The 22,256-nt window shown below is 61.3% G+C and carries 20 protein-coding genes and 1 tRNA gene; 14 read left to right on the top strand and 7 right to left on the bottom strand.

All coding sequences use genetic code 11. The annotated features are described in order from the left end of the window. Positions 1–131: 131 nt before the first annotated feature. Positions 132–1,421 carry an adenylosuccinate synthase gene (locus GRI38_RS01660; protein WP_160681268.1) on the bottom strand — a complete coding sequence of 430 codons (1,290 nt, stop codon included), beginning with the start codon at positions 1,419–1,421 and terminating at the stop codon, positions 132–134. Between the two features lie 162 nt (positions 1,422–1,583). On the opposite strand from GRI38_RS01660, the gene trhO reads away from it, so the two are divergent. From trhO to GRI38_RS01645, 3 genes are all read left to right on the top strand, one after another. Next, positions 1,584–2,549: an oxygen-dependent tRNA uridine(34) hydroxylase TrhO gene (trhO, locus tag GRI38_RS01655; RefSeq protein WP_160682401.1), complete on the top strand. Its 966-nt coding sequence runs from the start codon at positions 1,584–1,586 to the stop codon at positions 2,547–2,549. Beyond that, the gene (locus GRI38_RS01650) at positions 2,542–3,150 is read left to right on the top strand and encodes a glutathione S-transferase (protein ID WP_160681267.1); all 609 of its coding nucleotides are present in this window, start codon (positions 2,542–2,544) and stop codon (positions 3,148–3,150) included. Before trhO ends, GRI38_RS01650 begins: the two co-directional genes overlap by 8 nt. 94 nt (positions 3,151–3,244) lie before the next feature. Then, a complete protein-coding gene (locus GRI38_RS01645) occupies positions 3,245–4,066 on the top strand; it encodes an aldo/keto reductase (protein WP_160681266.1) in 822 nt (273 codons plus the stop codon). Between the two features lie 21 nt (positions 4,067–4,087). Here GRI38_RS01645 and GRI38_RS01640 read toward each other — a convergent pair whose 3' ends face one another. The 3 genes from GRI38_RS01640 to GRI38_RS01630 are packed head-to-tail and all read right to left on the bottom strand — an operon-like array spanning position 4,088 to position 7,994. Next, positions 4,088–5,206, bottom strand: coding sequence for an ATP phosphoribosyltransferase regulatory subunit (locus tag GRI38_RS01640; RefSeq protein WP_160681265.1), 1,119 nt, complete (start codon positions 5,204–5,206; stop codon positions 4,088–4,090). A gap of 47 nt (positions 5,207–5,253) precedes the next feature. After that, complete coding sequence (gene serA / locus GRI38_RS01635; protein WP_160681264.1) at positions 5,254–6,837, bottom strand: phosphoglycerate dehydrogenase; 1,584 nt, start codon at positions 6,835–6,837, stop codon at positions 5,254–5,256. Further along, complete coding sequence (locus tag GRI38_RS01630) at positions 6,834–7,994, bottom strand: phosphoserine transaminase (RefSeq protein ID WP_160681263.1); 1,161 nt, start codon at positions 7,992–7,994, stop codon at positions 6,834–6,836. The genes serA and GRI38_RS01630 overlap by 4 nt, the downstream gene beginning before the upstream one ends. Positions 7,995–8,189: 195 nt before the next feature. Here GRI38_RS01630 and GRI38_RS01625 point away from each other — a divergent pair, with 195 nt between their 5' ends. Next, positions 8,190–9,359 carry a glycosyltransferase family 4 protein gene (locus GRI38_RS01625; RefSeq protein ID WP_160682400.1) on the top strand — a complete coding sequence of 390 codons (1,170 nt, stop codon included), beginning with the start codon at positions 8,190–8,192 and terminating at the stop codon, positions 9,357–9,359. Here GRI38_RS01625 and GRI38_RS01620 read toward each other — a convergent pair whose 3' ends face one another. Beyond that, positions 9,360–9,818: a hypothetical protein gene (locus GRI38_RS01620; protein ID WP_160681262.1), complete on the bottom strand. Its 459-nt coding sequence runs from the start codon at positions 9,816–9,818 to the stop codon at positions 9,360–9,362. It abuts the gene before it with no gap. A gap of 92 nt (positions 9,819–9,910) precedes the next feature. On the opposite strand from GRI38_RS01620, the gene GRI38_RS01615 reads away from it, so the two are divergent. The 6 genes from GRI38_RS01615 to GRI38_RS01590 all read left to right on the top strand — a co-directional run bounded on the left by GRI38_RS01615 (position 9,911) and on the right by GRI38_RS01590 (position 16,354). Continuing rightward, positions 9,911–11,227 (top strand): replication-associated recombination protein A, encoded by a 1,317-nt coding sequence (locus tag GRI38_RS01615; protein WP_160681261.1) that lies wholly within the window; start codon positions 9,911–9,913, stop codon positions 11,225–11,227. After that, complete coding sequence (locus tag GRI38_RS01610) at positions 11,224–12,111, top strand: hypothetical protein (RefSeq protein WP_160681260.1); 888 nt, start codon at positions 11,224–11,226, stop codon at positions 12,109–12,111. Before GRI38_RS01615 ends, GRI38_RS01610 begins: the two co-directional genes overlap by 4 nt. A 19-nt stretch (positions 12,112–12,130) precedes the next feature. After that, positions 12,131–12,206, top strand: a tRNA-Thr gene (locus GRI38_RS01605). Positions 12,207–12,321: 115 nt separating this feature from the next. After that, positions 12,322–14,472 carry an FAD-dependent oxidoreductase gene (locus tag GRI38_RS01600; RefSeq protein WP_337191222.1) on the top strand — a complete coding sequence of 717 codons (2,151 nt, stop codon included), beginning with the start codon at positions 12,322–12,324 and terminating at the stop codon, positions 14,470–14,472. Beyond that, positions 14,472–15,737: a NupC/NupG family nucleoside CNT transporter gene (locus tag GRI38_RS01595; protein ID WP_160681258.1), complete on the top strand. Its 1,266-nt coding sequence runs from the start codon at positions 14,472–14,474 to the stop codon at positions 15,735–15,737. The genes GRI38_RS01600 and GRI38_RS01595 overlap by 1 nt, the downstream gene beginning before the upstream one ends. A gap of 11 nt (positions 15,738–15,748) precedes the next feature. Beyond that, complete coding sequence (locus tag GRI38_RS01590; RefSeq protein WP_160681257.1) at positions 15,749–16,354, top strand: CDP-alcohol phosphatidyltransferase family protein; 606 nt, start codon at positions 15,749–15,751, stop codon at positions 16,352–16,354. Here the strand turns inward: GRI38_RS01590 and GRI38_RS01585 are convergent. Next, entirely contained in the window at positions 16,338–17,186 is an 849-nt protein-coding gene (locus GRI38_RS01585) for a DUF1499 domain-containing protein (protein WP_160681256.1), read from the bottom strand. The genes GRI38_RS01590 and GRI38_RS01585 overlap by 17 nt on opposite strands. Positions 17,187–17,227: 41 nt before the next feature. Then, the gene (queF, locus tag GRI38_RS01580; protein WP_160681255.1) at positions 17,228–17,698 is read right to left on the bottom strand and encodes a preQ(1) synthase; all 471 of its coding nucleotides are present in this window, start codon (positions 17,696–17,698) and stop codon (positions 17,228–17,230) included. 171 nt (positions 17,699–17,869) lie between these two features. On the opposite strand from queF, the gene GRI38_RS01575 reads away from it, so the two are divergent. The 4 genes from GRI38_RS01575 to GRI38_RS01560 all read left to right on the top strand — a co-directional run bounded on the left by GRI38_RS01575 (position 17,870) and on the right by GRI38_RS01560 (position 22,252). Further along, positions 17,870–19,003 (top strand): hypothetical protein, encoded by a 1,134-nt coding sequence (locus GRI38_RS01575; RefSeq protein WP_160681254.1) that lies wholly within the window; start codon positions 17,870–17,872, stop codon positions 19,001–19,003. 27 nt (positions 19,004–19,030) lie between these two features. Beyond that, positions 19,031–19,876: a 3-mercaptopyruvate sulfurtransferase gene (sseA, locus tag GRI38_RS01570; protein WP_160681253.1), complete on the top strand. Its 846-nt coding sequence runs from the start codon at positions 19,031–19,033 to the stop codon at positions 19,874–19,876. 73 nt (positions 19,877–19,949) lie between these two features. After that, positions 19,950–21,164, top strand: coding sequence for a cystathionine beta-lyase (gene metC, locus GRI38_RS01565; RefSeq protein WP_160682399.1), 1,215 nt, complete (start codon positions 19,950–19,952; stop codon positions 21,162–21,164). Then, positions 21,161–22,252 carry a mechanosensitive ion channel family protein gene (locus tag GRI38_RS01560; protein WP_160681252.1) on the top strand — a complete coding sequence of 364 codons (1,092 nt, stop codon included), beginning with the start codon at positions 21,161–21,163 and terminating at the stop codon, positions 22,250–22,252. The genes metC and GRI38_RS01560 overlap by 4 nt, the downstream gene beginning before the upstream one ends. Positions 22,253–22,256 lie beyond the last annotated feature (4 nt).

The raw sequence follows: 22,256 nt of genomic DNA, 5'->3' as shown, positions 1-22,256 counted from the left end.
CGCATTTTGTCGTGAACTTAACCACGTCGGGAATGCGACCGGACTGATGCTGGCGCGCAGCGATCCGACACGAACCGGTCGCGAATCGAAATGACTAATTGCGGGCGGGAGTCGATCCCGCAGAAAAAGGATCAATCTTCGAAAGGATCGCGGACGAGGATGGTGTCTTCGCGCTCGGGACTGGTCGATACGAGTGCGACCGGCGTTTCGATCAACTCTTGGACGCGCTGAATGTACTTGATCGCATTCGCCGGCAGATCTGCCCAGCTTCGTGCCCCCGCCGTGGTGCCCTGCCAACCGTCCATCTCTTCGTAGATGGGCTCAACCGCGGCCTGCTCCGCCGCGTGGCTCGGCAGATAGTCGTAGACCTTGCCGTTCAACCGGTACCCGGTGCAGATACGCACCTTGTCGAACCCGTCGAGAACGTCAATCTTCGTCAACGCGATGCCCGTCACACCGGAAATCGCACAGGTTTGGCGGACGATGACCGCATCGAACCAGCCTACGCGGCGCTTGCGCCCCGTTACCACGCCGAATTCATGGCCGCGCTCGCCCAGCGTCTGTCCGATTTCATCTTCGAGTTCAGTGGGAAACGGCCCGGACCCTACCCGGGTCGTGTAGGCCTTGACGATGCCGAGGACGAACCCGGTCGCATTCGGGCCGAGGCCCGAACCGCTCGCCGCCGTCCCGCTGACCGTGTTCGAACTGGTAACGAACGGATATGTCCCGTGATCGACATCGAGAAGGACGCCCTGTGCCCCTTCGAAGAGGATTTTGGCGCCGGCCTTGCGAACCTTTTTCAGGCGCTTCCAGACCGGCTGCGCGAACCGCAGCACGAACGGGGCGATCTCCCGCAACTCGTCGAGCAGCGCAGCGCGGTCCACCGGCGGCTGGTCGAACCCGGCGCGCAAGGCATCGTGATGCGCGCATAGCCGGTCGAGCTGAGGCTCCAGCTCATCGAGATGCGCCAGATCGCAAACGCGGATGGCCCGGCGACCGACCTTGTCCTCGTAAGCCGGGCCGATGCCGCGTCCCGTCGTTCCAATCTTGCCGCTACCCGCGGCTGCCTCGCGCAACCCGTCGAGGTCGCGGTGCAGCGGAAGGATGAGCGGACAGTTATCGGCCACGGCCAGATTGTCGTCGTTGATCTCGACGCCCTGCCCCTCCAGCTTCTCGACTTCGGATTTCAGCGCCCACGGGTCGAGCACGACGCCATTGCCGATGATCGACAATGTACCGGTGACGATCCCGCTTGGCACGAGGCTGATCTTGTAGGTCGTGCCATCGACGACGAGCGTATGGCCGGCATTGTGGCCGCCCTGGAACCGGACGACCGCATCAGCCTTCGCCGCGAGCCAGTCGACGATCTTTCCCTTGCCTTCGTCGCCCCACTGGGCACCGATGACGGTTACGTTGGCCATGGGCTATTTCCTGTTACGCTGAGACGGACACAAACGCGCAAGCGACTAGGCGCTGCAGGGCGCAAGGGCAAGCGCGGAACGCCCTCGTTTCCGGACATAATTCTCGCGCCTCGCCTTGCCGCGCCGTTTGCGATGACGCTCCCCCGCGCCTATGTGGGGGCCATGTCCGACATCACTTCCGCCGAGCCGCCCTTTCTCGTCGCGGCACTTTACAAGTTCGCGCCGTTCGAACAGCCGGAAAGCATACGCGCAGAACTGCTCGCAGCAGGCGAGGCAATGAACGTGAAAGGTACGCTGCTGCTCGCAAGGGAGGGCATCAACGGCACGATTGCCGGGTCGGACGAGGGAATTGCGAAGGTTCTGAAACACATTCGCAGCCTGCCCGGATGCGAAGAGCTTGAAGTCAAGTTCTCGCAGGCATCCACGATGCCGTTCAACCGGATGAAAGTCCGGCTGAAGCGCGAGATCGTCACCATGGGCGAACCCGATATCGATCCAGTCGGCAGTGTCGGCACCTATGTCGATCCGCAGGACTGGAACGCGCTGATCGATGATCCGGACACGCTCGTCATCGATACGCGCAATGATTACGAAGTGGCGATCGGTACGTTCGCAGGTGCCGTCGATCCCGAAACGCAGAGCTTCGGCCAGTTCCCGCAATGGTTTCGCGATCGCTCCGAAGAATTGCGCAAGAAACCGCGTGTCGCGATGTTCTGCACCGGCGGAATTCGGTGTGAGAAAGCCACCGCTTTTCTGAAGCAGGAAGGCGTCGAGGAAGTCTATCACCTGAAAGGGGGAATTCTTTCCTATCTCGAACAGGTCCCTGCCGAGGAAAGCCGCTGGGAAGGCGAATGTTTTGTTTTCGACGAGCGGGTCAGCGTCGCGCATGGTCTGGCGGAAGGAAGCTACACCTTGTGCCGCGCCTGCAGGCGTCCGCTCGGCCCGGATGAAGTTGCGTCCGCTGATTTTGTCGAAGGGGTCAGCTGTCCCCTTTGCATCGGCGAAAAGACCGAGGAACAGCGCGCACGCTATTCGGAACGGCAGAAGCAGGCGGCCCTCGCCAAGAGCCGCGGCGAGCGTCACGTCGGACGCAAGCTTGCCTCGAAAGGAACGGGCACGGATGGCTGAACCGGTCCTCTATTCCTTCCGGCGCTGTCCCTATGCGATGCGCGCCCGCATGGCGTTGCACGTCAGCGGGATCGAGCCGGACTTTCGCGAAGTAGTGCTACGCGACAAGCCCCACGCTTTGCTCGAAGTTTCTCCCAAGGGCACGGTTCCGGTCCTCGTCCTGCCGGACGGAGAAGTGCTCGAGGAAAGTCTCGACATCATGAAGTGGAGCCTTACGCAAAACGATCCTGAAGACTGGCTTGCCCGAAAGGACGATGCACTGATCGAAGCCAATGACGGTCCGTTCAAGCATCACCTCGACCGCTACAAATACGAGACCCGGCACGACAGCGATCCCGTCGAGCATCGACGGGCTGCCACGGAAATACTCGCGCGACTTGAGGAAAGACTGGCGCAGCAGCCTTACCTTTCCGGTGATAGACGAGGGTTCACCGATATCGCGATCATGCCCTTCGTCCGGCAGTTCGCCCATGCCGACAGGGAATGGTTCTTTGCTCAGGAATGGGGGCATCTCATCCGCTGGCTCGAAGAGATCAAGGCAAGCGCCCTGTTCAAGGGCATCATGGTCAAGCGCGAGCAATGGAAGCCGGCTTCTGCCTGAACCGCTTGGACGCCAAACCGTCTGCGTCTTCGGATAGAATTGCCTTCCTCCTGCGTTGGTGTGTCGAACATCAATCGCAACGAAAAGGCTGACCATGCGCGACGAGAACTATCCGACCCTTACCCTGAACGACGACCGGCAGATCCCGCAGCTGGGTTTCGGCACCTGGCAGATCGAGAACGAGGATGCTCCCGACGCGGTAGCGACAGCAATCGACGTCGGCTATTGGCTCATCGATACGGCCGCAGTGTACAAGAACGAGGAAGGGGTCGGAAAAGGCATCGGCGACTGGAGCGATATCTTCCTCCAGACGAAGATCTGGAACGAGAGCCAGGGCTACAACCGCACTAAAAAGGCCTTTGCCAATTCCCTGAAGCGGCTCGACCGCGAATATGTCGACATGCTGCTGATCCACTGGCCTTGCCCGCAACAGGACAAGTTCGTCGAAACGTGGAAGGCGATGATCGAACTGCGCGAGGAAGGCACGGCCAAATCCATCGGCGTGTCGAACTTTCGTGAGGAAGATTTGAAGCGACTGGTCGACGAGACAGGCGTCGTTCCCGCGCTCAACCAGATCGAATTGCATCCCTCCTTCCAGCAACGCGCCTTGCGCGAAACGCACAAGGAAATGGGGATCGTCACGCAGAGCTGGTCACCACTCGGCCAGGGAAAGGGAATGGGCAAGGACGTCATCGGCAAGATTGCGGAGGAGACCGGACAGGATGCCGCCGCCGTCATTCTTCGCTGGCACATTCAGCATGGACTTGCGCCAATTCCGAAGGCGTCGAGCCGCGCGCATATCGAAGCGAACTTCTCTGCCCTGCAATTCGAACTTACGGACGATCAGATGGAACGGATCGACGCGCTCGACAGCGCGGATGGCCGAATCGGTCCCGATCCGGCGTCATTCGACTAGGGCGTCGAAGGCAAACCGGACTCAAAGCGGCGCTGGGCTGTCGTCCACCAGTTGGTGGCTGCACCCCAGCGCTTTTGCGTCGCAGCTGTTGCTCAAGGCCGCACGCGTGCGCCAACCTTCTTCCCGCAATCGCTGCGCAGTCTCCGGGTCATGTCCGACCGGGAGAAAGACGATTGGTCGCTGCTCTCCGGCCTCATCGCCGACCGCTTCCAGCATAGGATCGACGTAAAGCGAGAAGCCCACCGCGGGTTCGTCCGGACCGAGAATGGCGTAGCTTCCGCCCCGCCCCAAGGCTCCGCGGGCGTCGCCTGCATAGAGCGTGAAACCGAACCAGCTTTGATATTCGAAGCCGTGCCGCTCGCTCGGATCGAGGGTCACACGAGCGCGCGTTCCGATCTTGTCAACGATCTGCCGCAAGCCTTCGATCCTGCTGGCGAGAGCGCCACCAGCGTCGATGCGCGACAAGGTTGCGATTGCTTCGTCGAATGGACCCGCCGCGTAGAGAAGCGGGAGATATGCCTCGCCCCCCGGAACCTGCGCCAGCCCGCCCGCATCCTTGGTATCGAGTTCGCGGCGAACGCTCGCGATGTCATCGGCCTTTAGCGGAAAGGCCTGATCAGCCAGTACGTCGACGATGTCGGGCAAGGTCAGGTCAAGCGATATGTTGCGCGCTCCCGCACGCTCCAGAGCCGCGAGCGCCACCGACACGATTTCGCTGGCCGCCTCGACCCCGTCATTGCCGATGAGTTCCGCACCGATCTGCAACCTTTGACGGGCCGGATCGAGCTGGTCGGCTTGAAGCACCGCCACTTCGCCGCCGTAGCACAGGCGCAAGGGACGCGGCGCATCCGCGAGGCCGGTCGCTGCGATACGTCCGACCTGCACCGTCATGTCGGACCGCAGCGCCATCGTCCGGAGGCTTTCGGGATCGGTAAAACGAACCATTCGCCGGGTGTCGATACCGTGCATCCGCTGCCCCAGCGACTGTTCGAACTCGACAAGCGGAGGACGCACGCGGTCATAGCCGAAGGAATCCATCGCCGTCAGCGCAGCACGCATGATGCGCGTGACGGCGGCGGCCTGCTGCGGCAGGCGGTCTTCAAGCCCTATGGGCAACAAGTCGTCGGTCGATCGATTCATGGCCGCCGCCATATCGGCTTTATGGGCATGGTCAATCGAACCGCGCCTCAGAAGGAGAGCGGGGTCACGACCTTCACGCCTTCGAGGCCGCAAGCCTGCTTGACGACATCGGCGTCGATCGGCTGATCGACCGACAAAAGGAGCACGGCATCGCCGCCTTCCTTGTGCCGCCCCAGATTGAAGTTGCCGATGTTGATGCCGTTTTCGCCCAGCAGCGTACCGATGCGCCCGATGAAGCCGGGTGCGTCCTCGTTCACGATGTAGAGCATGTGCCCCTTCAGATCGGCTTCTATGCCGATACCGAAAATATCGACGAGACGCGGTGCTTCGTTGCCGAAAAGCGTGCCGGCGACCGAGCGTTGACCCTGCTCCGTATCGACCGTTACGCGAATGAGCGTGTGATACACCCCTTCGCGATCATGCCGAATTTCGCGCACGTCGAGCCCGCGTTCCTTCGCAAGATACGGCGCGTTGACCATGTTCACCGTGTCGGAATAGCGGCGCATGAAGCCCGACAGCACTGCACCGGTAATCGGTTTGCCGTTGAGTTCCGCAGCCGCGCCCGAACGCTCGATGCTGATCTTGGTCAGATTGCCGTGAGCGAGTTGTCCCACCAGCGAACCCAGCTTTTCGGCCAGACCCATATAAGGTGCGAGTTTCGGTGCTTCTTCAGCGCTGAGCGAAGGCATGTTGAGGGCGTTCGTGACGCCGCCATTGACCAGATAATCGCTCATCTGTTCGGCGACCTGCAAGGCGACGTTGACCTGGGCCTCGGTTGTCGAAGCACCGAGATGCGGGGTGCAGATGAAGTTCTTCGTTCCGAAGAGCGGGCTGTCCTTCGCCGGTTCCTTGGCGAAGACATCGAGAGCCGCACCCGCGACGTGTCCGCTTTCGAGGGATTCCTTCAGCGCTTCCTCGTCGATTAACCCGCCCCTGGCGCAGTTGACGATCCTGACGCCGGGTTTCGTCTTGGCAAGATTTTCGCGGCTGAGAATGTTGCGCGTTTCTTCGGTCAGCGGCGTATGCAGGCTGATGAAGTCGGCCCGCTCAAGAAGCGCATCGAGTTCGACTTTCTCGACACCGAGTTCCACCGCTCGCTCGGCGGTTAGGAACGGGTCGTAGGCGATAACCTTCATTCGCAAGCCGAGCGCCCGGCTGGCGACGATCGAACCGATATTACCCGCTCCAATGAGGCCGAGCACCTTCCCGGTTACCTCCACCCCCATGAAGGCGCTTTTCGGCCATTCGCCAGCTTGCGTCTGTTCGTTGGCCGCAGGAATCTGGCGAGCCAAGGCCATTATCAAGGCGATGGCGTGTTCCGCCGTGGTGATGGAATTTCCGAAAGGGGTGTTCATCACGACCACACCCTTCCCGCTAGCATAGGGAATATCGACATTGTCGACCCCGATGCCGGCGCGACCGATGACCTTCAGATTGGTCGCGGCATCGAGGATTTCCGGCGTGACCGTCGTCGATGACCGGATCGCCAGCCCCTGATAGTCGCCGATGCGCGCCTTCAGTTCCTCGGGCGTCTCGCCGGTGATGACATCGACCTCGCAGCCGCGCTCTTCGAAGATGCGCGCTGCATTGGGGTCCATCTTGTCGGAGATAAGGACTTTCGGCTTGCTCATGCCCGGCCCCCCTTCACTTCTTCATAGGCCCATTCGATCCACGGCAAGAGGCGCTTCAGATCTTCCTGCTCCACCGTGCCGCCACACCAGATTCGAAGGCTTGGCGGAGCATCGCGATAGCCGTTGAAGTCGTAGCCGACATGGCGCTCTTCCAGCATCTTTGCGATCTTCTTGGGCACGGCGGCCTGTTCTTCCTCGCTCAGCGATTCGTACCAGTCGCCCTGGAACACGAAGCAGACGCCGGTATTGGTGCGCTTGGCAGGGTCGGAGACCATGTTGCGCAGCCACGGGGTCGCCTCGATCCAGTCGGTGACGAGCTTCGCATTCGCATCGGCGCGTTCGAACATCGCCTTGCGTCCGCCGATCGATTTCGCCCATTCCAGCGCGAGAATGTAATCTTCCGTCGCGAGCAACGATGGCGTGTTGATCGTCGCACCTTCGAAGATCGCGGTGTTGATCTTGCCGCCCTTCTTCAGGCGGAACAGCTTGGGAAGCGGCCAGTCGGGATCGTAGCTTTCGATCCGTTCGACGGCCTTGGGTGAAAGGATCAGCATTCCGTGCTGCGCTTCGGAACCCATGACCTTCTGCCAGCTATAGGTCGTCGCATCGAGCTTCGGCCAATCCATTTCTTGCGCGAAGATAGCGCTGGTCGCGTCGTTGATCGTTACGCCTTCGCGATCCGCGGCAAGCCAGTCCGTATCGGGGATCCGCGCGCCGGAGGTCGTCCCGTTCCAGGTGAAGACGACATCGTTGTCCTGAGGGATCGATGCGAGATCCGGAATTTCGCCGTAGGGCGCGTCGAGGGTCGTCAGATCGGACAGCTTGAGCTGCTTGACCGCGTCTTGGATCCAGACGTTGCCGAAACTTTCCCAGGCGGCGACGGTCGCCGGTTTCGGTCCGAGCATGGTCCACATCGCGCATTCGAGCGCGCCGGTATCGGAACCGGGCATGATGCCGACGAGATAGTCTTCGGGAACGCCGAGCAATTCCTTCGACAGGTCGATGGCATATTTCAGCCGCGCCTTGCCAGTGGCGCTGCGATGCGAGCGCCCGAGTGCTTCGGTGGAAAGATTTTCGGCGGACCAGCCCTTGAACTTGGCGGTCGGGCCGGACGAAAAGAAAGGACGCTCCGGTTTGAGAGCGGGTGTATCAGTCATGTATTCTCTCCTTGCAGAGAGCACGCGCGGCGTTGGGACCGCGTGGCCCGGCTGCGGACATAGACTGAAAAGACAGCGAGTCAACGCGATCCAAACTTTCATCGGGCGAAGCGTGGGCGATGCTGGACCGCTCGCACGGATCGCCGCAAAACGTCCTCGCCATTCGCGAGACCCTCACCTATGAACGCTGCCGGAATGGAACTCAGCGACCTTCGGATTGCCCTTTTCAGCGGGAATTACAACTACACGCGCGACGGGGCTAACCAGGCTTTGAACCGCCTCGTGGAGTACCTTCTGCGGCAGGGCGCGACGGTTCGCACCTACGCTCCGACCGTCGAAAATCCAGCGTTCGAAGCGACGGGCGACCTCGTGTCGGTGCCCTCCATTCCCATGCCCGTGAAGGGACGCGGCGAATATCGTATGCCGACCCACCTCTCGCGAGAAAACAAGGCGGACATGGAGCGGTTCGATCCCCACATCGTTCACGTATCCTCTCCCGATCCCGGCGGCCACGCAGCCGTTCGCTGGGCGATGAGGCGCGGTTTGCCGGTGCTTGCCTCGGTCCACACGCGGTTCGAAACCTATCCGCGATATTACAATATGAGCTTTCTGGAGCCGGTCATCGAAGCCGGTCTGAAGCGCTTCTACAATCGCTGCGATGCTTTGGTGGCGCCCTCGCACTCGACCATCGAAGAGCTGAAAGACCAGGGGATGCATACCGACATCTCGCTCTGGACGCGCGGTGTCGATCGCGAAATTTTCAGGCCGGACCGGCGCGACATGGCCTGGCGGCGGACGATCGGGCTGGAGGATGGCGACGTCGCGATCGCCTTTCTCGGCAGGCTCGTAATGGAAAAGGGGCTGGACCTCTTTGCCGAGAGCATCGTGCAATTGCGCCGTCTCGAGGCCCCGCACAAGGTGCTCGTCATCGGTGATGGTCCTGCGCGCAAATGGTTCGAGAACGCTCTGCCCGGCGGTATCTTCGTCGGCTTCCAGACCGGCAAGAATCTTGGCCGCGCCCTCGCTAGCGCCGACGTCTTCTTCAATCCGTCCGTCACCGAGACCTTCGGAAACGTCTCACTGGAAGCGATGGCAAGCGGCCTACCTGTCGTGGCTTCGCAAGCTACCGGCAGTGCGAGCCTCGTGACGGACTGGGAGACCGGACGGCTCGTCCCGCCCGGCGACGCCCATGCCTTTGCCGAGGCGCTCGCCCCTTATTGCCGAAATGGCGAATTGCGCGAACGTCACGGTGCGGCGGGCGAAGCGAAGGCACGCGAATATAGCTGGGATGCCGTCAACAGCGCGGTGGCAGAGACCTATCTCCGCCTCGTCGAACAGGCGCGGTCGAAATCTTCGCAAAAATAATCAGCGTATCACGTTCTTCCGGCGCTGGCTGATCGCATAGATCAACAGGAAGGTTGCGATCGACCAGATGACGATTGAGATGATCTGCGACATGCCGCCGCTGGCCCAGTCGGGCGTCTCGGAGACTGCTTGATACAAAGTCGTTCCGGCCAGCCCGAGCAAGGCGAGCGCAAATCCCGCTACGGCCCAGCGGCTGCGAAACAACAGCAGGATGGAGCCGGCGACCGAACCCCAGACACCGAACGCCCAGAAGGCGTCGACCCATGCCGGGAATCCTTGAAAATACGCCATCGCCTCTTCGGGCGTGGCCCCCATCCCCTCGGTCATCCGCCGCATATAGTCCATATTGCCCGACTGGGTCTGGACGTAGTCGAACGCTCCGAACGCGTTCCAGATGAGGCTGAGCCCGCCTACGGCCCACAAATGCCAGGGTGCCTTCGTTCTTCCGCCAGCTGTCAATGCTCTTCTCCCCCGAAAAAACGCGACCCGCCTTCATCATACGCAGAGAATGGAAATTGGCAATTCTGTCCGCCGCGACCTAGATAGCGCGGATGGCCGACCTATTTGGCGACGAACCTCAGCCGACCGCCCCCTCCGACGAAGCCAAAGCCGACGGGCCGCTTGCGGACCGGCTGCGCCCCCGAGACCTGTCTTCGGTAATTGGTCAGGAGCATCTGACCGGCGCAGACGGAGCGATCGGGCGCATGGTGTCCGCCGGGCGTCTGTCCAGTATGATTCTGTGGGGACCGCCGGGAACCGGCAAGACGACGATCGCACGCCTGCTCGCCGATAGCGTCGGCATGAGGTTCGCCGCGATCAGCGCGGTCTTTTCAGGGGTTGCAGACCTGAAGAAGGCGTTCGCCGAAGCCGATCGCATGGCAGAGGCCGGACAGCGAACATTGCTGTTCGTGGACGAAATCCATCGTTTCAACCGGGCACAGCAGGACGGCTTCCTGCCGTTCGTCGAGCGCGGAACCGTGACGCTTGTCGGCGCGACGACGGAGAACCCCAGTTTTGCCCTCAATGCAGCACTCCTGTCGCGCGCGCAGGTGCTTATTCTCCAGCGTCTCGACGCCGACGCTCTGCAAGAACTCCTGCGCCGCGCAGAAGCCCTGGAAGGGCCGCTACCGCTCGATGACGACGCGCGGGCAGCGCTCGTCGCCAGCGCCGACGGTGACGGGCGTTTCCTGCTCAATCAGGCAGAGACGCTGTATAACGCGAAGATCGACGAACCGCTCGATCCGGCAGCGCTCGGACGGTTCCTGCAACGAAGGGTCGCTGTCTACGACAAGGACCGGGACGGTCACTACAACCTTATCTCGGCGCTTCACAAATCCGTTCGCGGCTCCGATCCGCAGGCATCGCTTTATTATCTCGCGCGTATGCTCACCGCCGGAGAAGAGCCGCTTTATGTGTTGCGGCGGCTGGTTCGCATGGCGGTCGAGGATATCGGCATGGCCGACCCGGCAGCGCTGCAGCAGTGCCTCGCAGCGAAAGATGCCTACGAGTTTCTGGGTTCGCCCGAAGGTGAGCTCGCCATCGCACAAGCCTGCATCTATCTCGCGACGGCCCCGAAATCGAATGCAGCCTACAAGGCGCAGAAAGCTGCCTGGAAAAGCGCGAAGGAGACGGGCAGCCTCATGCCCCCGCCCAACATCCTCAATGCTCCGACCAAGCTGATGAAGGACATCGGATACGGGCGCGATTACGCCTACGATCCGAACGCCGAAGACGGCTTTTCGGGCGCGAATTACTGGCCCGAGGAAATGGAGCCGCAAACCTATTACGAGCCGGTCGAACGCGGGTTCGAGCGCAAGGTGGCGGAGCGGATCACCTATTGGAACAGGCTGCGGGAAGAACGCGGGTGACGCAGCGCGACTTCGCGCATTTCGTGGCGATCGACTGGTCGGGTGCCGTCGGCGAACGACAAAAAGGTATCGCTGTCGCAGTCGCTGCCGCTGATGGCGGTCCTCCGACCCTCATCGAGCGCAGCAAACCGTGGGCACGCACCGAAATTCTCGGCTGGCTCCATGACGGTTTGCCGGATAACAGCCTCGTCGGCCTCGATCTCGGTATCAGCCTGCCATTCGTCGACTGTGGCGCGTATTTTCCCGGAAACGATCGTAGCCCTTCGGATGCCAAGGCGCTCTGGCGGCTGGTCGACGATGTGTGCGACACCGACGATCATTTCGCAGCAAGCAGCTTCACGGATCATTCGTCCTTCGCCCCCTATTTCCGGCGGCACGGTGGACGCGAGGGTCCCATGTTCCGTTGCGACGAGGCAAGTCACGGACGCGGTCGGTTTCGCGTCACCGAACACGCACAGGCAGCCATGGGTTGCAAGCCCTACTCCAACTTCAACCTCGTCGGTGCGGCACAGGTCGGCAAGTCCAGCCTTACCGGAATGCGACTGCTCAATCGCCTGAACCGTCCGGCCTCGGTCTGGCCAATCGACGAGGTTTCGGAAAGCGGTCCGGTCATCGTCGAAATTTATACCGCGCTCGCGTCAATGGCGGCGGGACGCAGCGCGAGCCGTTCCAAGATCCGCAATTTCAAAGACCTGGACGTAGCGCTTGAGGCACTCGGTTCGCCCCCGCTCAGGCGGAAAGGACCAATCGACGACCATGCCAGCGATGCGCTGCTCGCTGCCGCATGGCTGCGCAAGGTCGCAAAATTCGACGAGCTTTGGCACCCGCCAGCTCTCACGCCAGCTATCGCACGCACCGAAGGCTGGACATTCGGCGCAATATGAATACATGGCGCAGCGCGGTGCCGGCTTAGCTCAGTTGGTAGAGCAGTTGATTTGTAATCATCAGGCCGCGGGTTCGACTCCTGCAGCCGGCACCAGTTTACCGCTCTTCAAACTGGCCGATTAAAGGCGGCCCAGCCTTCCCTTGCGATGGCTTTTTCTGTACCCGCTGCCCTGCGGCGCAAACCGTGCTGCCGGGATCGGGATCACCGCGTGAAGAAGCTTCTTCTCTTCGCCCTCATCGTCTGCGCCATCGTCGCCTTCTTCGCATTCGGCGGCGCGCAGTATTTGTCGCTCGATTTCCTGAAAGAGCAGCGCGAAGCTTTCGATGCCATTTATGCCGAGCGACCGGCCTTCGTCATTGCCGCGTTCTTCGGCATTTATGTCGCGACGACCGCCTTATCGCTTCCGGGCGCGGCGATCCTCACCCTTGCGGCGGGCTATCTGTTCGGGCTCGTGGTCGGGACGATCATCGTATCCTTCGCCTCGACGATCGGCGCGACCCTGGCGTTCCTTTCGGCCCGGTTCATCTTGCGCGACTGGGTGAAGTCCCGCTTTTCCGAAAGGCTCCAGACGATCGACCGCGGGGTCGAGCGCGACGGCGCGCTGTATCTCTTCTCGCTGCGGCTCGTCCCAGTCTTCCCGTTCTTCGTCGTGAACCTGCTGATGGGTTTGACGGGCATCAAGGTGTGGACGTTCTTCTGGGCCAGCCAGCTCGGCATGCTGCTCGGGACCATCGTTTACGTGAACGCGGGAACGCAGCTTGCCGACATCGATGCGCTAAGCGAAATCGTGACGCCCTCGCTCATCCTCAGCTTTCTCGCGCTGGCTGCCCTCCCCTGGGTGGGCAAGGCAATCCTGGCGTTCATGAAGCGGCGAAAGGTCTATGCAGGCTTTACCAGGCCAAAGCGCTTCGATCGCAACCTTATCGTGATCGGAGCGGGATCGGCCGGATTAGTCGCCGCCTATATTGCCGCCATGGTAAAGGCCAAGGTCACACTCGTCGAAGCGAACGAGATGGGCGGCGATTGCCTCAACACGGGATGCGTCCCTTCGAAGGCGCTGATAAAAAGCGCGAAGGTAGCGGCGGCGATGCGCCACGCCGAGCGTTACGGGGTCGTGTCGCACGAACCGGAGATCGACTTCGGTCAGACGATGGCGCGCGTTCGAAAGGTCATCGAGGCTATCGAACCGCATGACAGCGTCGACAGGTTCGAGGGTCTGGGCGTCGATGTCGTCAAGGGTTACGCAACGATCGTTGATCCCTGGACGGTAGAAATTGCGCGAGACGATGGAGCGAAACAGCGGCTCGCTACCCGTTCGATTATTCTGGCGACGGGCGCCGAACCGACTATTCCCAAAATCGAGGGCATCGAAAGCTCAGGCTATCTGACCAGCGAGACGATGTGGGACGCCTTTGCAGACATGGCCGAAGCGCCGCGCCGCGTGGTCGTGATGGGTGGAGGCCCGATCGGCTGCGAGATGTCACAGGCACTGTCCCGTTTGGGAAGCGAGGTTACGCTGATCGAAGCGGGCGAGCGGCTGCTCAGCCGCGAGGATGACGAGGTTTCGGCTTCGGCTCGCGCCATACTCGAGGAGGCGGGGGTTTCGGTCAGGACACGGCATGAAGTCGTCCGCATCGACACTGCAAACGAGGAGAAGCGCGTCGTCACGAGCGGCCCTGAAGACGAGTTCGCCCTTTCCTATGACGTGCTGCTCGTCGCGGTCGGCAGGTCGGCGCGCCTTAAGGGTTACGGCCTCGAAGCCATCGGAGTCGATACCGGCGGGACGGTCGTGACGGACGAATTTCTCGCAACGAAATTTCCGAATATCCTCGCGGCAGGCGATGTCGCGGGACCCTATCAACTTACTCATGCCGCTTCGCATCAGGCGTGGTTCGCGACCGTCAACGCGCTGTTCGGCCGCTTTAAGAAGTTCAAGGCGGACTATCGCGTGGTCCCGGCCGTGACGTATCTCGATCCGGAAATAGCCCGCGTCGGACTGAACGAAGGGGATGCAAGCGCAAAAGGCATTTCGTTCGAAGTCACGCGATACGAGCTCGACGACCTCGATCGGGCCATCGCCGAAAGCGAGACGCGCGGGTTCGTGAAAGTTCTGACACCACCCGGCAAGGATACGATTCTCGGGGTAACGATCATCGGTGCCCATGCCGGCGAATTGCTGGCCGAATACGTGCTGGCGATGAAACACGGTCTGGGGCTCAACAAGATCCTTTCGACGATCCACAGCTACCCCACGATGGCCGAAGCCAACAAATATGCGGCCGGGGAATGGAAGAAAGCGCATAAGCCCGAAAAGCTGCTTGGTTTCGTCGAGCGTTACTTCGACTGGCGCCGGGGTTGATGGGCGCCTTGGCACAGTTTCAGGGCCTGCTCGGCATCGTTCTGCTCCTTCTGCTGGCGTGGGCGATCTCGGAAGATCGCAGCAATCTACCGGGCTGGCGCTGGATTGCCGGCGCACTGGCCATGCAGGCCGTTCTCGCGCTCGTCGTGCTCCGCGTACCGTTCGTATGGTCGCTGATGGGTTACGCCAATGAAGGCGTCGCCGCCATCGAGCGGGCCACACTGCGCGGATCGTCCTACATGTTCGGCTATCTCGGTGGAGCCGAATTGCCTTTCGCATTGCGGGACGGGGCGGAACCGCCGCTCATCATTGCCTTTCAGATCCTTCCGCTGGTCATCGTCTTTTCCGCGCTAGCCGCGGTGCTGTGGCATTGGGGCGTCCTGCAATGGCTCGTTCGCGGCCTGTCGTTCATGCTGCGCAGAACCCTCGGGGTCAGCGGCGTAGTGGGTCTGGCAGGCGGTGCGAACATGTTTCTCGGCGTGGTCGAAAGTCCTCTGGTCACCCGAGCCTATTTCGAGAAGGTCAGCCGTTCCGAACTTTTCGCGATCATGGTGCTCGCCATGGCGACCATCTCCGGAGCCATTCTCATCCTCTATGCCCAGACACTGTCCGCCACGGTTCCCAATGCGGTCGGTCACATGATTTCCGCTTCGCTGATCTCTCTTCCTGCCGCATTGCTTTTTGCCCGGATCATGGTTCCCGGCGATGTCAAAACGGCAGAAGACCGCGACGCTCCAGGCCTAAAATACGACAACACCATCGATGCCGTGATCCGCGGCACGATGGATGGCCTGCAACTGTTCCTTGCCGTTATAGCGGTCATCATCGTCATCTTTGCGCTCGTCGCGCTGGCCGACCAGATCCTTGCGCTGCTGCCGCTCGTCAGCGGCGAACCGGTAAGCGTCGGCAGGTTGTTCGGATGGCTTTTCGCCCCGTTGATGTGGGCCATCGGCGTGCCATGGTCAGAAGCCGTGGACGCCGGCGCGCTGATGGGCAAGAAGGCGGTGCTCAACGAATATGTCGCCTATCTCGAACTGGCGGCGCTTCCCGACGAGACTTTCTCTTCCCGAAGCGAATTGATCGTCACTTACGCGCTGTGCGGCGTTGCCAATTTTGCGAGCATCGGCCTTCTCGTATCGACGATCGGCACGCTGTGCCCGGCGCGCAAGGCGGAAGTCGCAGGCCTCGGCATAAGAAGCTGGATTGCCGGAAACGCCGCCACCGCCATGACGGGGGCAATGGTCGGTCTGGTGACCTTCGGCTAGATAACCTTCTCATGTTCGATGCCAAACTCCGACCGTGGATCGATCCGCCCCTCAATCGCATCGGACGCGCCCTTGCTGCTCGTCGCATAACTGCAAACGCGGTTACTGCTTTCGGACTTGCGGTCGGCCTTCTGGGCGCAGTCGCAATTGCCAACGGGCTGTTCCTTCTTGGACTGGCTTTGATCGCGGCAAATCGCTTGCTCGATGGACTCGACGGAGCGATTGCGCGCGCCAGCGGACCGACGGACCTTGGCGGCTATTTCGATATCGTCGCGGATTTCGCCTTTTACGTATCGATCCCGGTTGCCTTCGGCTTCGTCGATCCCGCGAACGCGCTCGCTTCTCTGGTGCTTACCGCCTGCTTCGTCCTGACCGGGACAAGCTTTCTTGCCTATGCGGTAATAGCGGAAAAGCGAAAGGCGCAGACGACCGCTCACGGACAGAAAAGCTTCTTCTATTCGACGGGGCTCGCCGAAGGGACGGAGACGATCCTGTTCTTCGTCGCGATGACGATATTCCCGGCCGCTTTCGTCGTCTTGGCCTACGCTTTCGCTGCGCTGTGCGTGGCGACCGTCATTCAGCGCAGCATTCTTGCTGCGGTCAGTTTCGCGAACTGAGGTCGCTTTCGATCGCCAGACGCAGTTCCCGGACCCGCTCGGCGTTCTTGCCCAGATCGCTCTGCCCGACACGGCTGACGGAGCGCAGATCGATGACCGAACCGGCCCCGCGAACCTCGCGAATGCGAGCGACGATGTCGTCCTCGAAACCGTACCAGAAGGTTTCCGCCGTGCCCTCGACGCGACCTGCTGCGACATCGGTCGTGACGTTCTCGAACCCTTGTTCTTCGAACACGTTCGCCACTGCGGCAACGGCTTCCTCGGGCGGCGCAGTCGTCACGAGCGGCTCCATCGCCGGGTAAAGCTGCCGGTTCAGCCGTTGCAGGGTTTCGCCCTGCATACCCTCGAGCGCCTGATCGTAAGGCTCAACGGGATTGGCATCTTCCGCCTGTCGCTCGCGCAGCAATTCGGCGGAAAAGGTCGGCGGGTCCGCCGGATTGGTCGTGACGTCGTGGATTGGATTGTCCTCGGCCCGCTCCCGCACGGTTCCGAGGAACACGAAGATGCCCACCGGAATGACGAGCGCGATCAGCGGTACGATCCAGTTGCCGCGCGGCTTCTTCACGAGCGCCCAGAGGAAGGCGACGATTGCAAGTGCCGATACGACGGTCAGCAGCCACGGTCCCCAACTCGCGGTCATCGTACCGAGCCCGAACTGCCAGTTCCAGACACCGATCTTGCTACCCAAGGCTGCTATCGCAAACCATACGGGGAGCAGCAGGGCGAGGATCAGGGCGAGCCAGCCGAGGCGCGCCTGCATCGGTTTCTTGCGCACCGGCTTGCCGGTTTCGGTCGCGATGATGGTATCGGAGTTCTTCCGCGATGTTCTCATGTTCGGTGAAGTGCCTTCAATAGCGTGTTATTGCAAGGGCATCAGCCGCGCCCCCGATACGACTGGACGCCTTGGTCCGGCACCCAGAGGCCATTCGGCACGGGTCCGCTTTGCCAGAACACGTCGATCGGGATGCCGCCGCGCGGATACCAGTAGCCGCCGATGCGCAGCCATTGCGGTTCCATTTCCTCGAACAGCCGGTTGCCGATGCCGACGGTGACGTCTTCGTGAAAGCCGCAATGGTTGCGAAAGCTGCCGAGAAAGAGTTTCAGCGACTTCGATTCGACGATCGTCTCTCCCGGTGCGTAATCGATCACCAGATGCGCAAAATCGGGTTGCCCCGTAACCGGACAAAGCGAGGTAAACTCGGGTGCGGCGAAACGCACCATGTAAAGCGTTTTCCCTCTCGGATTGGGAACGTAATCGAGGACCGCCTCGTCAGGCGAGGAAGGCAGTGTGCTGCTTTGTCCCAGATGAAGTGGCGCGGAGGTTTCGTGGGATGTGTCGCTCATGCAGCGCATCTGCCGATAAAGCATATCGCGCGCAAGCCGGAGGTTGGAAGTCGCAGGTTTGTGCCATAGAGGCAGCGCAGACGAAGCGACGGTCACTGCCTGTTCAGGAGCAGGAGTGAACGGCGCTTCGAACGTCCCAGTCCACAGACATCAAACGGTTGCTTTCCTGCAATGAGCGCATTGCGAAACCTGACTATTTCCTTCCTGCTTGCAGCGAGCGCGATGGCATCGCAGGCGTCGGCTCAATCGGCGCGCGATTTCCAGTTGCCGCCGGAGCCCGAAGAACGTCCGGATGTGCAGGGTCCGGTCGATAGCGATGCGCCGGTAGTCCGACCGATCCCGCGCCGTATCCCCTCGCCTCTTCCCGAACGCGAGCCGGAGCCGATCATCCTCCCGAGCCAGTCGACACGGGACGACGCGCAAGCTACGCCCCGGAACGGTGCAGAAGCACCAACGTCTTCAACGGGCGTGGGCCAAGCCACTCCTTCCCGTCCTCCCCCTGCGCAGGTTCAGCCCGGTGCAGTATCTCGAAGCGAAACAGTTGAAGAACCGGCGAATGGCGAGCCGCCGCTGACGCAGCTTCCGCCTGCGGCAGCACCGTCGACCGATGCGAACCTGACCGAACCCTCTACGGTTCCAGCCGAAACAACGCCCTCAGCCGGCGAACCGGAAGACCAAACGGCATGGCCATGGCTTCTCCTCCTCGCCGTCGGACTAATCGGGGCAGCCATAGCAGTCATTCTCATGCGCAGACGTCGTTCCGGGCCGGTTGTGCCGACCGTCGAGCGTCCCAATATCTCCGGCTCCAGTGCGAACGGCTCGCCCCCGCCCCATCCGCTTTCGGTGCGCATCGAAGCCGTAAAGCTGACGCGAAGCTTCATGAATGCAACGCTTGATTACCGTGTCATCGTGCGCAACCGCACGGATGCCGCGCTGACCGACGTTTCGCTCGCCGCAAGGCTCGTACCGGCGCACAATGCGCTTCCAGTCGAGGAACAGATTGCCGATAATCACACCGACCTGCCACGGACCCATGCGATCGAACGACTGTCGCCCGGCCAAAGCCGGACCATCGAAGGAAAGCTCACCCTTCCGGTCAATACGATACAACCGATCAGGCAGGGCAATGCGGCTCTCTTCGTACCGATTTTGCAAGTAAGGGCCGACAGTGACGAGCATGGTCCGGTCGTCCGCAATACCGTCGTGGGACAGGTGTCTGCAAGTGGCTCGGACCGCTTGCTGCCGTTCCGCCTCGACGAAGGGCCACGCAGCTACGCACCCCTTTCGCAGCGCGGATTGGACTGAACCTTCGGGCCGGTTTAGGATGGCGCGATGGACAGTCTTATCTCCCCCGCCCGCCTTGCCGAGTTGCTTCGAGACGACAAAGTCGTCGTAGTCGATGCGAGCGCCCATCTGCCGGATGCCGAACGCGATGCCAGAGAAGAGTATGATGAAAACCACATACCCGGCGCCCGTTTTCTCGATCTTGGCAATTTCAGCGACCCGCAATCCCCGGTGCCGAAGGCGGTACCGTCAGCCGAACAGTTCGCGCAGAAGATGCGCGAACTAGGTATCGCGGAAGACAGCGCCGTCGTGCTGTACGACGACAGCGCCCTGAAAACGAGCTGCCGCGCATGGTTCATCTTCCGCCTTTACGGAAAGAAGGACGTGGCGATCCTCGATGGCGGTCTTGCGGCCTGGCGCGAAGCGGACCATTCGCTTGAGAATGGGGAGCCGGATTTTGCGAAGAGCTCTTATTCCGTGCCAGAGCAGGGCGATGCCTTGCGCAGCAAGGCGCAGATGTACGCCAACACGCAATCAGCCGAGGAACAGATCGTGGATGCGCGCGATGCTGACAGGTTCTCGGGCGAAACGGATGACGGCGTTCACGGTCTCCCCGGCGGGCACATTCCGGGCGCGTGCAACGTTCCCTTTCCGCAACTCTTCGACCGGCAGGGCAAATTCCTTCCCGTCGACGAACTGCGGGAAAAGTTCCGCGATGCCGGAATTGATCCGGAAAAGGCGGTCGTCGCCACTTGCGGTAGCGGTGTGACCGCCTGCGTTCTTCTCTTCGCACTCCATCTGGTCGGTGCGAAAGACAGCGCCCTTTATGACGGCAGCTGGCTCGAATGGGGAAGCGATCCGCAGATGCCCAAAGCAAGCACCGGCGGAAGCTGAGCCAATTAGGCCTTCATCCTGTCGCGGCTTGCGCTAGGGTATCGAGCATTCACACCATCGGAGCGTGAGACGGTTGACGGGATCGAAGACGAGCGGGGAACACGATCAGGCGACGCGTGCGGTCAGCGCGGGGCGCGTCGGCGATTGGGCAGAGCATATCGTCAATCCACCCATCTATCGAGGAAGCACCCATCTTCATGCAAATTGTGCTGCGCTAAAGGAAGCCGGCAAGTCGAACCATGACGGTCACTTCTTTTACGGACGACGCGGTTCGCCGACGCAATGGGCGCTTGCCGATGCGCTGACGCAGCTGGAACCGGACGCCTTTGGGACGATGCTTTATCCCAGCGGCGTTGCGGCTTTGTCGGGCGCCCTTCTCAGTTCATTGTCGTCGGGCGACGTCCTGTTGATGACGGATAATGTCTACGACCCGAGCCGAGGCATGGCGAACGGCCTGTTCAAGAAGATGGGCATCGAAACGCGCTACTTCGATCCGCTCGACCTCGACGACTACAGCGCCAAGTTTTGCGACCGGACCCGTGCCGTCCTGCTCGAAGCGCCCGGCAGCCTGACGATGGAAATGCCCGACATTCCACGGCAGGCGGCGATTGCGCGCGAACGTGGCGCGACAAGCCTTATCGACAATACGTGGGCGACCAGTCTCGGTTTTCCTGCGCTGCGGCATGGCTGCGACATCGCAATTATGTCTTTGACGAAGCATGTCGGCGGTCATTCCGATCTGCTCATGGGCAGCGCGAGCGCGGGAGAGCGGCATTACCGGCGGCTCCGTCGCACCGCCCAGCAACTCGGCGCATATGTCTCGCCAGACGAAGCGTCGCTCTGCCTGCGCGGCCTCCGGACCATGCCGCTGAGATTGCAGAGATCGATGGACACGGCGCGGCAGATCGCCCGGTGGCTGAGGGACCGGAAGGAAGTCGCTCATGTCCTGTGCCCGTTTCTCGAAGGCGATCCCGGCTATTCGATCTGGCAGAGAGATTTCACAGGAGGCTGTGGCCTATTCAGTTTCGTGCTTGCCGGACGCAGCGGAGCGCAGCGCGCTGCGCTCATCGATACGCTTGACCTGTTTGGAATAGGATATAGCTGGGGCGGATACGAAAGCCTCGCATTGCCGTTCGACCCGGCCTCAATGCGGTCGGTGATGCGCTGGCCCAAACCTGGTTGGAAGGAAGACGACCGGCTCGGCGTCCGGCTTTCGATCGGACTCGAAGATGCAACCGACCTGATCGCCGACCTCGAGCGCGGGTTTGCCGCAATGGACAAGATATGACTGCCGCCTCTGCTCCGTCCAACCCCTCTTCCGGCGAATCCGGCACGCCTCTACCCGAGGCCGATGCGACGCCCCAAGCGTGGAGCATGGCCGAGGAGGCACCGCAGGGAAGCGTGACCGCCGCCGAGGGGATCAAGGAAGTCGTCGCTTCGCGCAGTGAAACCGCCGGCTCCCTGTTGGAGACTCTGGACGACGCCGCCCTGAGCCTGGGCGACATGCGACTATCGCTGCTCGACGTCTTCGTCGTAGCGGCGATCCTCGTCGGCGTCATGTTCATGGCATGGTTGTTGAGCAAGTTCGCTCACTCCGCCGTGCGCCGTGTCTCGAAGCTCGACGGGGCGCAGCAATTGCTGGTCGAGAAGCTGCTGACGATCGCCGTCTGGGGTTCCGCTTTCTTTATCGGCATCGACCTCCTCGGCATCGATCTGACCGCTCTCGCCGTCTTTTCGGGTGCTTTCGGCCTCGCTATCGGTTTCGGCCTGCAGAAGACGTTCGGTAACCTGATCGCTGGAATCATCCTGCTAATGGACCGCTCGATAAAACCGGGAGACGTTATCGCGGTTGCGGACACAGCGGGGAGAGAAACCTTCGGGCAAATCCGCAAGATCGGCATTCGGGCTGTCTCGGTAACGACGAGAGACCAGCGCGAATACCTCATTCCGAACGAGAACCTGATGATCAATCAGGTAGAAAACTGGTCTTATTCCTCTAAAAACGTGCGGATGCAGGTGGAAGTCGGCGTAAGCTACAACACCGATCTGGACCTTGCAGAAAAACTGATGCTGGAAGCGGCCGACCAGGTCGATCGCATCCTGAAGTCGCCCCCGCCGACCGTATGGATGAGCGCCTATGGCGACAGCTCGGTGAATTTCATCATCCAGTGCTGGATCGAGGATCCGGAAGACGGGGTCGGCAACGTGCGTTCCGCCGTGCTCAAGGCACTGTGGAAGCTGTTCAAGGAGCATGACGTCGAAATTCCGTTCCCGCAGCGCGACCTCAACCTGCGCGGAAATGCGCAATTCGATCAGCTGGTCGCAGCCCTGTCGCAGCGCTTGGCGGACGAAAAGAGGCAGGACCGAGGACGCTGAAACC

The sequence above is a fragment of the Parapontixanthobacter aurantiacus genome, from assembly GCF_009827635.1.
Taxonomy (GTDB): Bacteria; Pseudomonadota; Alphaproteobacteria; order Sphingomonadales; family Sphingomonadaceae; genus Parapontixanthobacter; species Parapontixanthobacter aurantiacus.
Note: the sequence above shows the minus strand (reverse complement) of the source record. Positions and strands in the feature narration are given on the sequence as shown.